The organism is Romboutsia sp. 1001713B170131_170501_G6, from assembly GCF_015668195.1.
Classification (GTDB): Bacteria; Bacillota; Clostridia; order Peptostreptococcales; family Peptostreptococcaceae; genus Romboutsia_C.
In genome coordinates this window covers 209,404-221,665 of sequence record NZ_JADPFC010000003.1, presented here as the reverse complement: position 1 = coordinate 221,665, position 12,262 = coordinate 209,404, and the positions used below count along the sequence as shown (strand labels likewise).

General features: G+C 30.0%; 10 protein-coding genes. 3 read left to right on the top strand and 7 right to left on the bottom strand.

Annotated features, from left to right (window positions below):
• Positions 1–34 precede the first annotated feature (34 nt).
• The 7 genes from dapD to I4U89_RS09660 form a co-directional block, all read right to left on the bottom strand.
• On the bottom strand, positions 35–751 hold the full coding sequence (dapD, locus tag I4U89_RS09690) for a 2,3,4,5-tetrahydropyridine-2,6-dicarboxylate N-acetyltransferase (RefSeq protein WP_195940172.1): 717 nt from the start codon (positions 749–751) through the stop codon (positions 35–37).
• A 16-nt stretch (positions 752–767) separates the two neighbouring features.
• On the bottom strand, positions 768–1,514 hold the full coding sequence (gene dapB / locus I4U89_RS09685; protein WP_195940171.1) for a 4-hydroxy-tetrahydrodipicolinate reductase: 747 nt from the start codon (positions 1,512–1,514) through the stop codon (positions 768–770).
• The gene (gene dapA / locus I4U89_RS09680; RefSeq protein ID WP_195940170.1) at positions 1,508–2,401 is read right to left on the bottom strand and encodes a 4-hydroxy-tetrahydrodipicolinate synthase; all 894 of its coding nucleotides are present in this window, start codon (positions 2,399–2,401) and stop codon (positions 1,508–1,510) included. Before dapA ends, dapB begins: the two co-directional genes overlap by 7 nt.
• Before the next feature lie 48 nt (positions 2,402–2,449).
• Complete coding sequence (locus tag I4U89_RS09675) at positions 2,450–3,448, bottom strand: aspartate-semialdehyde dehydrogenase (protein ID WP_195940169.1); 999 nt, start codon at positions 3,446–3,448, stop codon at positions 2,450–2,452.
• Between the two features lie 312 nt (positions 3,449–3,760).
• Positions 3,761–5,689 (bottom strand): bile acid Fe-S flavoenzyme BaiCD, encoded by a 1,929-nt coding sequence (gene baiCD, locus I4U89_RS09670; RefSeq protein WP_195940168.1) that lies wholly within the window; start codon positions 5,687–5,689, stop codon positions 3,761–3,763.
• A 59-nt stretch (positions 5,690–5,748) separates the two neighbouring features.
• Positions 5,749–6,495, bottom strand: a complete 747-nt coding sequence (locus I4U89_RS09665; protein ID WP_195940167.1) for an SDR family NAD(P)-dependent oxidoreductase — start codon at positions 6,493–6,495, stop codon at positions 5,749–5,751.
• A gap of 304 nt (positions 6,496–6,799) precedes the next feature.
• Positions 6,800–7,573 (bottom strand): IclR family transcriptional regulator, encoded by a 774-nt coding sequence (locus I4U89_RS09660; protein WP_195940166.1) that lies wholly within the window; start codon positions 7,571–7,573, stop codon positions 6,800–6,802.
• A gap of 447 nt (positions 7,574–8,020) precedes the next feature.
• On the opposite strand from I4U89_RS09660, the gene I4U89_RS09655 reads away from it, so the two are divergent.
• From I4U89_RS09655 to I4U89_RS09645, 3 genes are all read left to right on the top strand, one after another.
• Positions 8,021–10,006: an FAD-dependent oxidoreductase gene (locus tag I4U89_RS09655; RefSeq protein WP_195940165.1), complete on the top strand. Its 1,986-nt coding sequence runs from the start codon at positions 8,021–8,023 to the stop codon at positions 10,004–10,006.
• 22 nt (positions 10,007–10,028) lie between these two features.
• Positions 10,029–10,544 carry a nuclear transport factor 2 family protein gene (locus tag I4U89_RS09650; RefSeq protein WP_195940164.1) on the top strand — a complete coding sequence of 172 codons (516 nt, stop codon included), beginning with the start codon at positions 10,029–10,031 and terminating at the stop codon, positions 10,542–10,544.
• Positions 10,545–11,019: 475 nt separating this feature from the next.
• Positions 11,020–12,138 (top strand): amidohydrolase, encoded by a 1,119-nt coding sequence (locus tag I4U89_RS09645; RefSeq protein ID WP_195940163.1) that lies wholly within the window; start codon positions 11,020–11,022, stop codon positions 12,136–12,138.
• Positions 12,139–12,262 lie beyond the last annotated feature (124 nt).

Below are 12,262 nucleotides of genomic sequence, written 5' to 3'. Positions count from 1 at the left end.
CAAATTAATATTTATTAATTTGACCCTTTTATATTTAATCCAAATCTCTAAGACCGTCCATTAACTTAGTTTTATCAGCTGTTTTTTCATCTTTTATCTTTATTACTTTCGCAGGAGAACCAGCTACAACTTCTCCTTCTAATACATCACAAGTAACAACTGAACCTGCCGCCACAATAGCGCCTTTTTTTACTGTTACGCCTTCAAGTATTACAGCATTTGCTCCTATTAAAACATCATCCTCAATTATAACAGGGGAAGCAGAAGGTGGTTCTAAAACGCCAGCGATAACCGCTCCAGCACCTACATGAACATTTTTTCCGATTATACCTCTTGCTCCTATAACTGCATTCATGTCAATCATGGAATTATCACCAATAACAGCTCCAATATTTATAACAGCTCCCATCATGATAACAGCATTTTTTCCTATAGTAGTCATATCTCTTATTATAGCACCAGGTTCTATACGAGCATGTTCATGAAGGTAGCTGTATATAGGTATAGCAGAATTTCTTCTATCATACTCAATGTATATATCTTTTATAAGATTTTCCTTACCTTTTAGAAAATCATTTATTGTATCATAATCACCAATGAGTATATAAGAACCATTAGAACCAAATACCTTAAATTCTTTAGCTTCCTTAAAGCTAATTAGATTAGTATTTAGATAAACTTTAACAGGTGTTACTTTTTTTGATTCTTTTATATATTTGGCTATTTCATAAGCATCATTTAAATTTATCATTAGTTACCTCCATAAATTAATTTATCAAATTATCCATATTATAATATCCAGGATTTTGGTTAACTAAAAACTTAGCAGCAGTTATAGAACCTTTAGCAAAAATATCTTTAGATTGAGCTATATGCTTTAGTTCCACAACTTCATCATGACCTGCATATATGACATTATGTTCGCCAACAATAGTACCACCTCTAATAGCGTGTATTCCTATTTCATTTTCACTTCTTTTCGCCTCACGACCATATCTTCCATAATTATATTCAAGATTAGGTAGTACGTCTTTTATTGCATTAGCAATCATAATAGCAGTACCACTTGGTGCATCAACTTTTTTATTATGATGTTTTTCTATTACTTCAATATCAAAACCATTTAGCACTTTAGTAGCTTCTCTTACTAATTTTAATAAAACATTAACTCCTAAAGACATATTAGAAGAGTGGAAAATAGGGATTACACTAGATGCATCCTTTATTTTACTTAACTCTTCTTCATTGTATCCAGTTGTAGCAATAACCAAAGGGGTTTTAGTATTTAAAGCATAAGATAAAACGTCATCTAAAGCTAAGTGATGAGAAAAATCTATTATTACATCACATTTTTTAGGTATATCAGACATAGTAGAGAAAACTTTAAAAGATGTTTTTTCCTTTTGGTTAGAAGATACTCCATAAGCCAATTCTAAATTAGGGTCATCTTCTATACATTTAGTTAAAACCCTACCCATTTTTCCAAAGCATCCATTAACTATGACTTTTAGCATGATTTTTCTCCTAATGATAATCCTTGATTTTTTAATTCTTGTTTTAAAATTTCTAAGTTTTTATCTTCCATTTCAGCTAGAGGCAACCTTAAATTTCCAACATCAAATCCAAGTAAATTCATAGCAGTTTTAACAGGTATAGGATTAACTTCTATAAATAAAGCATCTATTAAAGGTTTTAATTTAAGTTGTAATTCTCTAGATCCTTTTATATCCCCTTCTAAAAACTTATACACTAAATCATGAGTTTCTTTAGGGCATACATTAGCAAGAACAGATATTACTCCATGACCTCCAACTGATAATAATTGAATTATACTATCGTCATTTCCTGAATAAATAGCAAAGTCGTCTGGAACCAATCTAGCTATTTCTCCGACTTGAGATAAATCCCCACTAGCTTCTTTTATAGCAACTATATTATCTATTTTAGCAAGTTCTGCTACTAAGCTAGGTTTCATATTCATAGATGTTCTTCCTGGAACGTTGTACATTATTATAGGAAGATTTACACTCTTAGCTATAGTTTCAAAATGTAGTTTAAGTCCTTTTTGGTTAGCTTTATTGTAGTACGGAGTTATAACTAATAATCCATCAGCTCCAAGTCTTTCAGCTTCTTGACTTAAATAAATAGAATGTGCAGTGTTATTTGAGCCAGTTCCAGCTATAACAGGTATTCTTTTATTAACTTTATCAACAGTATATTTTATAACAGCAAGCTGTTCTTCATCACTCATAGTAGTGGATTCTCCTGTAGTTCCACAAATAACTATTGCATCAGTACTATTTTCTATATGATATTCAATTAATTTACCAAGAGTTTCAAAATCAACACCATTTTCATTAAAAGGTGTAACTAAAGCAACTGCAGAACCTTTAAATAACATATACAAAACCCCTTTATATAAGAATTTACCTAATTAGGTATTTAAGCATTAAACTAAATCACAAGCAACTAATAATTCTGCTATTTGAACAGTATTAGTAGCGGCACCTTTTCTGATATTATCGGCAACTACCCATATATTTACTCCATTATCTACACTAAAATCTCTTCTTATTCTTCCAACGAAAACTTCATCACTACCAGTAGAATCTACTGTAGTAGGATATTTATTTTCTTTAGGATTATCCATGACAATTACACCATTCATGTTTTCTAAAGTATTAACTAAATCAGAAAGCTCAAATGGGTTTTCAAATTCAATATTTATAGATTCACTATGACTATTTTTTACAGGAACTCTAACTGTAGTAGCTGTAACCTTCATATCGAGATCGTTAAATATTTTTTTTGTTTCATTTATCATTTTTAATTCTTCTTTTGTATAACCATTATCTTCAAAAACATCTATATGAGGAAGACAGTTGTAAGCTATTGGATGAGGATAGAAACTATTAGGTTTTCCATAAACGCCATCTTCTAAGTCTTTAATACCTCTTACACCTGAACCAGATACAGCTTGATAAGTAGAATAAACTATTCTTTTTATTTTATATTTTTCATGAAGTGCTTTAAGAGGAACTACAGCTTGTATAGTAGAGCAATTTGGGTTAGCAATTATTCCTTTATGCTTTTTAATATCTTGTGGATTAACCTCAGGAACTACTAGAGGTACATTTTCATCCATTCTCCAATAACTAGAATTATCAATAACTACAATACCTTTTGAAGCTGCAATAGGAGCATATATAGAACTTATTTCACCACCAGCAGAGAATAAGGCTATTTGTATATCTCTATCAAAAACATCTTTATTTAATTCTTCAACTACATATTCTTTTCCATTAAATACTACAGTAGAGCCAGCAGACTTAGCAGAAGAGAATAAGTATAGTTGATTTATAGGGAACTTTCTTTCTTCTAAAACCTTTAAGAAAGTTCTTCCAACCATACCAGTAGCACCAACAATAGCTACATTAACTTTTTTCATAAAATCACCCCAAATAAATTGATTAAGTATCTATATAAAATTATTCAAGGAGATTAAAATATATTCTATTTGTTGATAATAAATCCCTTTAAAAATATTTTCTATAAAAGAGGTAGAAAATATAGCTTTGATGTTAAGCTTTTTAGAGGATGGAAAAATAATAAAAAAGAACTATAACTAAATAGTCATAGTCCTAATTAAACTTTAATTTATACTATCTAACTCAATCTTAAGAATATACAATTATATTTTAAGACTCAAATTATATTAAAAGCTTATCTACATCCTTTATTAAAAGGAGGGTCAAATTACTTACACATTAAGTGCGTTTTCACTATCTATATTAAGTGCAACTTCAACACCTTCAAGAGTGGCATTTAGAGCTACACGTGGACTTTTTGCATCTCCAATAACATGGAAAGGAATTTCTAAATCTTTACATTTTAATTGAACATCTTCTAAAGATACTGAAGTAGCACCAAGAGCAACGACTACAGCATTACAATTAACACTTGTTTCAGTTTCATCTTTAACATATACAACTTCATTTTCTTTTATTTCCACAACTTTGGCATTAGGAATTTGATTAACACCTATTACATACATATTTTCAAGCATATTCATACTTCTAATCCAGCCTAAATCTCCGCCGAATTTTTCAGATTCATCAATAACCGTACATTTTACACCCTTATCAGTTAAGTATTGAGCAGTTTCTAAACCTACCATTTTTCCGCCGAGTATAACTACATTACCAGAAAGCTCTATATTACCAGATAAAACTTCTTCATAAGTAAATACATTTTTACTTTCTATACCTTTTATTTCAGGCTTTGAAGCAACAGCACCAGTTGCAATTATTACTTCATCAGGATTAATTTGAGATACCAACTCAGGAGTTACAACTGTATTTAATCTAACATCAACACATAAACGAGCAGCCTCTTTAGCTTCCCAGTCAACAGCATCAAGCATCTCACCTTTATATGGAGCAGCTCCAGCTAAGTTAAATTGCCCACCTAATTTATTGCTAGCTTCACATAAAATTGGGTTATGACCTCTAACTTTTAACATGTTAGCAGTCATCATACCACCCATACCACCGCCAGCTATTAAAACTGTTTTAGGGTTATTTGTTTTAGTAATAGGTTGACCTTCTTTACCAACCATAGGATTTCTCATACAAGTAATAGTAGGAATATTTGGATTCATTATAGCGTCAAAGCAGCCCTTCAAGCAACCAACACATAAACGTATACTATCAGTTTTACCATCTCTTGCTTTATTACAGAATTCATGGTCTGTAATTTGAGCACGACCTATAGCAACCAAATCACACTTTTCTTCTCCTATAAATTTATTTGCAATTTCTGGATGATTGATTCTACCAACTCCAACCACAGGCATTTCAATAGCATCACGTATTTTTTTTACATTTTCAATATTATATCCGCGAGGAGTATCAATTGAAGGAACTTCATATTTTAGAGCTGCAGACTTATTATTACCTCTTGAAATATCAATTATATCAACACCTTCAGCTTTAGCCATCTTTAAAAACTCAATTACATCTTCTATAGTAAGTCCATTTTGAACATAATCATCTAATGCATCTACACGCATAAATAAAGGCATAGTATCTGGCATATTAGCACGCATAGTACGAATAACTTCAAGTGAAAATCTTGCTCTATTTTCTAAAGAACCATTATATTCATCATCACGTTTATTAAAAGCAGCACTTAAGAATGTATGAGGAAGATAAGTATGAGCAGCATGGAATTCTATAGCATCACAGCCAGCTTTTACTGCCATTTGAGTTGATTTTCCATAACAATCAACAATTTCTTTTATATCTTCATGAGTCATACCTTCTGTAACCATAGGAGTTCTATCTTTTGGAAGTAGAGCTATTGCAACTTGACCACCATGCCAAATTTGAACCCCTATTTTACCACCAACGCTATGTACGCTATCTATAAGTTTTTTCATACCTTCAAAATGTTCATCTTTATAAAGGGCTACATAACCATTACCATGAGTACTTGGGTGTATAGCACAAACCTCAGTAAAATTAAGACCACAGCCACCTTTTGCAATTGCTACATGATAATCAATTAAATTTTGTGTAACAAGTCCAGTAGGAGAAGCCATTTTTGTCATCATTGCTGGAAGTATTACACGGTTTTTTATTTCTAAATCTCTTACCTTAAATGGAGAAAATAAAGCATTATAATTCATAATCATATCACCTTTCACTATTAAAATTTATTATTTAGTTATACGTTATATTTATAAAATTACATAACAATTCCACCATCAATATTTAATATTGCACCAGTTGTATATGAAGAATCCTCTGAGGCAAGGTATACATAAGCACCAGCCATTTCATAAGGCTCAGCCATTTTTCCAAGTGGAGTTACTTTTCTCATATGTTCAACCATTTGATCTGTAACAAATTTTTTTACCATTTCAGTAGCCACAGAACCAGGAGCAACAGCATTAACTCTTATATTGTATTTACCAAGTTCTCTAGCAAATGATCTTGTAAGTCCATTTACAGCAAACTTAGAAGCAGTATAAGCACATTGTCTTCCAGCACCATTTACACTTACTAAAGAGCTTGTGTTAATTATATTACCACCGTGGGCTTTCATAATTTTAACAGCAGCTCTTGTGCAACGGAATATTCCTGTAACATTTACGTCCATAACTTCTTCAAATTCATCATCTGTCATTAAATCAATATCTTTTGTAGCTGTAATACCAGCATTATTAACTAATATGTCAACATAGCCCCATTTATCAACTACTTGTTTAAACATTGCATTGATTTCATCACTACTTGACATGTTTGCGTGAACTGCCATAACATCAGCATTAGGATATTTTTCTTGGATAAGATTTAGTGCTTTATTTGCAGTTTCAGCTATACTTCCACATATTGCAACTTTAGCACCTTCTTTGACATATCTATCAACTATAGCAAAACCAATACCACGTGATCCGCCAGTAACGATTGCAACTTTATTTTTTAGTTTCATAAAATTAATTCCTTTCAAAGTAAGTTTATATGTTAATTACAAAACAATTACAATGGATTTATAAATTAGATAAGATAAAACAAAACTAAAAAATTTAATTTAATGCGATAAATAAATTTTTATTCAATTAATAGAATTGAGTATTTGAAATAATTACATTAATTAGAAAGGATTAAAATTTTCAAAACAACTATTGAGATAATCGTAGGATACAAAATTTAATTTGTCAACAAAATTTTAAAATTTAAAATTGTAAAGTTTTATAAAAAATAAAAAGTTGCAAAATTTAATATTTACAACTTTTTTAACTATTAGAAAGTAAATCAGATATTGTTTTAGAAATATCTAATAAATCTTTAATAGTATCTTGTTTATGAAATTTATTTAAGTAAGATTTTTGTCCGTATATACTAAGTGTTGCTATAGCTTTCCCCTTATTTAAAATAGGTGCACAGTAGCAAAGTTCATCAAAGTGATACTCTCCAGATTCAAAAGCATAGCCATCATTTTTTACCTTTTTTAAGTAAGCAACTAAATCATCAATACTTGTGAAGAAGTTACCTTTGAATCTGCTATTAGATACTTTTGAAAGGTAAATTTGTATTGCTTTATTAGAAGATTCTAACTGGCAGTTATAAGCTAACATACAATGAGCCACAGCAGGACGATAAGCCTCGCAATTTAGAGGGTCATCATGTAATGAATAAAAAGTTGTAGTGTAGTAACCAGAGTAGTTTCCTATAACAAAAACATTTGAACCTTCAATTACAGATAAAGAAACTGAGCTACTATATTTTTCTGCTAAAAATGCCATATATGGTCTTGCAGTAGTAGCTATTGGTAAATTATTAGCAGCTGAAAATCCAAGAATGAGCGCTTTACTACCTATTGTATACATACCTGTTTTAGGGTCTTTTGATAGAAAATCTTTTTGATACATTGTGGTTAAAGTTCTATGAACAGTACTTCTGTGTAAGTTCATAATTTCGGCAATAGAGGAAACGGACATTTTACCACCATTTGAATGAATAAGATTTAACATATCTAAAGCCCTATCTAAACTTTGTAAAGAAGACAAACTTATATAAACCCCTTTCGAAATATATAATTTTTTCTTATAGTATAGCACAATTTAATTAAAAAATAAAAAATGATTGTTCCATATAGCGCGACATTAAGAATGCAATGATATAGAAAATTTATAAAAAATAAGTTGAAATATATGTAAAAATCGAACTTTTAGCATATTTATAGTTTATTTATAGTTTATTTATAGTAAAACAAGTTTAAAATAGTGTTGCGGTATATGAAAAGGGTTGCTACAATGAAATTGAAGTATATTTTTAATATTTAAAAACATATTATTTTCAATAAAATTCAAAACAGTTACATTTTAAACTATTCAAATATTCAGATTTAACTTAATTAATTCAAAACAATAGAATTTAAAACAATTAAATGCGAAATAATTACACTTAATTAAATTCAAAACAACTATTAAAATTTATTTAAGGGAGAAGTAATTATGGATAATTTCAAACTATATACACCAATTAACATAGGCAATGTCGAAATAAAAAATAGAGTTTTAATGGCGCCTATGAGCCTTGGCTATGAAGAAAAAGATGGAAATGTAAGTTCAAGACTTCAAGACTTCTGGATTGAAAGAGCCAAGGGTGGAGTAGGTCTTATTGTTGTAGACGCAGTTACAGTAGATAGCTCAGTTCCATATCTAGGATTTACCATTAGTTTAGGAGAAGATAAATTTATCCCTAAATTCAAATCGTTTGTAGATGAAATTCATGCAAATGGTTCAAAATTATTTCCTCAAATTACACATCCAGGACCTGAATCTATTTCATGGATGTTTGGTAAAACACCGGTAGCTTCTTCAAACTATATAAATAGTTTAGGAAAATCAGTTAGAGAACTTAAAGTAGAAGAAATTGAAGCTATAATTGAACAATATGGTGATGCTGCAAGAAGAGCTAAAGAATCAGGTTGCGATGGGGTAGAGTTTCATTGTGCCCATGCATATATGTTAGCAGGCTCTTTCTTATCTCCACTTAGAAATAAAAGAACAGATTGCTATGGAGGTAATTTAGACGGTAGAGCTAAATTTGCTTTTGATGTAATTAAAAATATAAAGAAAAAAGCTGGAGATGATTTCCCTATACTTATGAGAATTTCAGGTGATGAAAGAGTATTAGGTGGAAATACATTAAATGATATGTTGTATTTAGTACCTAAATTTGTAGAAGCTGGGGTAGATGCTTTTGAAATTTCTGGTGGTACTCAATATGAATTATGTTGGAAAATAATCCCTTGCCATTATGAGTCACCAGGAGTAAACATAAAAGAAGCTGAAGCTATTAAAAAAGTTTCTAAAGTACCTGTATTTGTAGTTGGTAAGATTAATGATATAAAACTTGGTGAAAGTTTAGTTGAAAGAGACGTTGTAGATGGAGTAGTATTTGGGAGACCTTTACTTGCTGATCCTGAACTTGTAAATAAAGGATTTGAAGGAAGATATGAAGATATAAGACCATGTGCAAGTTGTGGTGGACCTTGTATAACCAGAGAAAGATCTAACCCAGTTGCAAAATGTGCAATAAACCCTGAACTTGGGCGTGAAAAAGAAATGGCTATTACAGAAGCAAAAATAAAGAAAAATGTAGTAATAGTAGGTGGTGGACCAGCTGGTTTAGAAACTGCAAGAATTGCAGCTAAAAGAGGTCATAAAGTTACTTTAATTGAAAAGTCAGATAGACTTGGAGGTCAAATAAATCTTGCAGCTATTCCTCCTCACAAACAAGATTTAACAAGATGGGTTAAATATTTAAAAGTTCAAGTTGAAAAGTCTAATGTAGATGTAAAATTAAATACAGAAGCAACAGCTGAGTATATAAAAGAATTAAATGCAGACGTATGTATTATCTCAACTGGTTCAACTCCGTTTGTACCAAAAGTAAAAGGCATAGAAAATATTGATGTTATAACAGGTAGTGATGTGTTATCTGCAAAGGTTAAAGATGCAATACATGGAAAAGTTCTTGTAGTTGGAGGTAGTCTTGTAGGATGTGAAGTTACTGAAACCATATTGCACAACGCAGTAGGACCTGTACAAATTCATATGATTGAAATGTTAGGTGAAATTGCACCAAATCTATGTCCAAATAATAAAGTACCTCTTATGAAAATGCTTAATGAAAAAGGTGTTGTAATGAGTACTAATACAAAACTTTTAGAAATTACAGAAGGTGGTACAGGAGTTATAGTTGAAAAAGATGGAAAAGAAGAAGTGTTAAGTGGATTTAGTAAAATAATCTTCTGTTGTGGTGCAAAATCGGTAAATAATTTAGCAGATGAACTAAAAGATATAGAAGTACACATTATAGGAGATGCAAATAAGCCAGGACAAGTTCATCATGCTATTGAAGCAGGAGCAATACTTGCAAGAAAAATAGGTGATGTAGAAAATTTAGATAGCGAAAAAGTAATTGCAAATTAAAAATTAAACAGGGGGATTTGGTATGAGTACTATTGAAAAATTAGAACAAAGATTAATAGAGATGGAAAAAGAAATTACAAGACTTAAAGATATAGAAGCTATAAAAAGTTTGAAGGGAAAATATCTACGTTGCCTAGACTCTAAGCTATGGGATACAATAGGAGAATGTTTTTGTGAGGATGTAACTACAAGTTACTCAGATGGAAAACTTTCTTTTACAGGGAAAGAAGAAGTTGTAAATTTCTTTAGAACTTGTATGCCGCCAGAACATATAACTATGCATCAATGTCATACTCCTGAAATCGAGTTTGAAAGTGATACTTTAGCTTTTGCATATTGGTATTTAGGGGATAACCTAATATTATTAGATAGAAATATGGGAATTAGAGGTGGAGCATTTTATCGTGAAAGCTATGAAAAAGTTAATGGAGAGTGGAAGATAAAGACAATTGGATATAAGCGTACATTTGAAGAAAGATGGGATAGAAATGATCCAAAAAGTGCAAAGATTACCTATAATATGCATAGTAAAGAATAAAATAGTCGAGTGATTAACTCTTATGTAGAATATAAAGCTTTTGTATTAAATATAAAACTATCCTTATTTTTAATAATATATATTATTTTTAAAGATCCTTACGAGGGTCTTTTTTTACGCTTAAGGAAATTTTGATACTTCATAAACTGTAGACAATTATTGAAATTAAGTAATACCAATTAGTTTTATGAGCGTAAAAAAGACATTTTGAGCAACGGACGAAGTCGTTGGCGACATGAAGTGTTTCGCCGACACGTCGCTCAAGCGTAGCGAATTTTTTATATATTTAAAAATATAATACAAGTATAATCAGATTCATTGAATTTTATTTTTTTATATAAAATATAAAGGAAAATGTAAAGTCTGTACGGAATTGGAGAATATATTATTTATAGTGAAACCATTGTAAACCATATTAGGGTCGAGATTTAAATATAAATAAGTTAACAGAACAATATATTAAGGGGGGAAGTATATGATAAAAAATATACCTTTAAATAATAAGATTAATAAACATAGAAAGATATTAAATTCCATTGCAGAAATAGGGAGAAAAGAGTTTAAAACGTCACAATACATAAAGGATTATTTAGATGGAATTAATATATCATATAAAGAGTATCTAGATACATCTATAGTAGGAATTATAAAAGGAAATAATGGTGATAAAACTATAGCATTTAGAGCAGATATGGATGGATTGTTAACAGATGAAGGTCCGAAACACTTATGTGGACATGATGGACATATGAGTATATTACTAGGTCTGATAGAATTTATCAGTATAAATAAAGAGAAATTAAAGGATAATATAGTATTTATATTTCAACAAGCTGAGGAAGGTCCAGGTGGAGCTAATGGTTTGATTGAAGCAGGAATAGTAAAAGAATATAATATAGATGAAATTTATGGGCTTCATATATATCCAGATATAGAAACAGGATATATAGGAGCAAGAAGTGGATATTTTATGGCACAAGCGGGCGATATAGATATAGATATATATGCTAAAAGTGGACATGGAGCAATGCCTCAAAATGGAATAGATGGAGTTGTAGCTGCGTCAAATTTAGTAATTAATCTTCAAACCATAATATCTAGAAATGTAAGCCCTGTTGATACAGCTGTACTTAGCATAGGAGTTATAAATGGAGGAATAAGAAGAAATATTATAGCTGAAAATATTAATTTACAAGGTACAATAAGAACATTTAAGCCTGAAGTATATAATAAGATAAAAAAAAGAATACTAGAAGTGTGTAAAGGTATAGAAGTTTTACATAATTGTAAAGTAGATTTAAAAATAAGAGATGATTATCCAGCTGTTAATAATGATAAAAAGTTATATGAAGAATTTATACAAATAGTAGATAAAGATAGGCTAATACAGCTTGATCCACTTATGATATCAGAGGACTTCTCATATTATCAAAAAGAAGTACCAGGACTGTTTTTTATGCTAGGAGCAAGAAATATAGAAAAAGGGTTTGTTAATGGACTTCATAACATTAATTTTGATTTTGACGAAGACGTCTTAAGAAATGGTCTAGAAATATTTATTAAATTATTAAAACATAAGAAATCTATATCTTAAAATAAATATAATTTTATATGTTTTGAGTGTAGAATATTTATTATTTAATATAGTTAAATTAATATATAATTAAAGAAATAAGCTTTTTTATAATTAAATGATACCCCTATAAATATTTGTATAA

What these genes read in the sequence shown, in the direction of transcription:
- I4U89_RS09645 (WP_195940163.1), top strand. Translation starts at nt 11,020, where the DNA reads ATGATAAAAAATATACCTTTAAATAATAAGATTAATAAACATAGAAAG.
- dapB (WP_195940171.1), bottom strand. Translation starts at nt 1,514, where the DNA reads ATGCTAAAAGTCATAGTTAATGGATGCTTTGGAAAAATGGGTAGGGTT.
- I4U89_RS09665 (WP_195940167.1), bottom strand. Translation starts at nt 6,495, where the DNA reads ATGAAACTAAAAAATAAAGTTGCAATCGTTACTGGCGGATCACGTGGT.
- dapD (WP_195940172.1), bottom strand. Translation starts at nt 751, where the DNA reads ATGATAAATTTAAATGATGCTTATGAAATAGCCAAATATATAAAAGAA.
- I4U89_RS09675 (WP_195940169.1), bottom strand. Translation starts at nt 3,448, where the DNA reads ATGAAAAAAGTTAATGTAGCTATTGTTGGTGCTACTGGTATGGTTGGA.
- baiCD (WP_195940168.1), bottom strand. Translation starts at nt 5,689, where the DNA reads ATGAATTATAATGCTTTATTTTCTCCATTTAAGGTAAGAGATTTAGAA.
- I4U89_RS09655 (WP_195940165.1), top strand. Translation starts at nt 8,021, where the DNA reads ATGGATAATTTCAAACTATATACACCAATTAACATAGGCAATGTCGAA.
- dapA (WP_195940170.1), bottom strand. Translation starts at nt 2,401, where the DNA reads ATGTTATTTAAAGGTTCTGCAGTTGCTTTAGTTACACCTTTTAATGAA.
- I4U89_RS09650 (WP_195940164.1), top strand. Translation starts at nt 10,029, where the DNA reads ATGAGTACTATTGAAAAATTAGAACAAAGATTAATAGAGATGGAAAAA.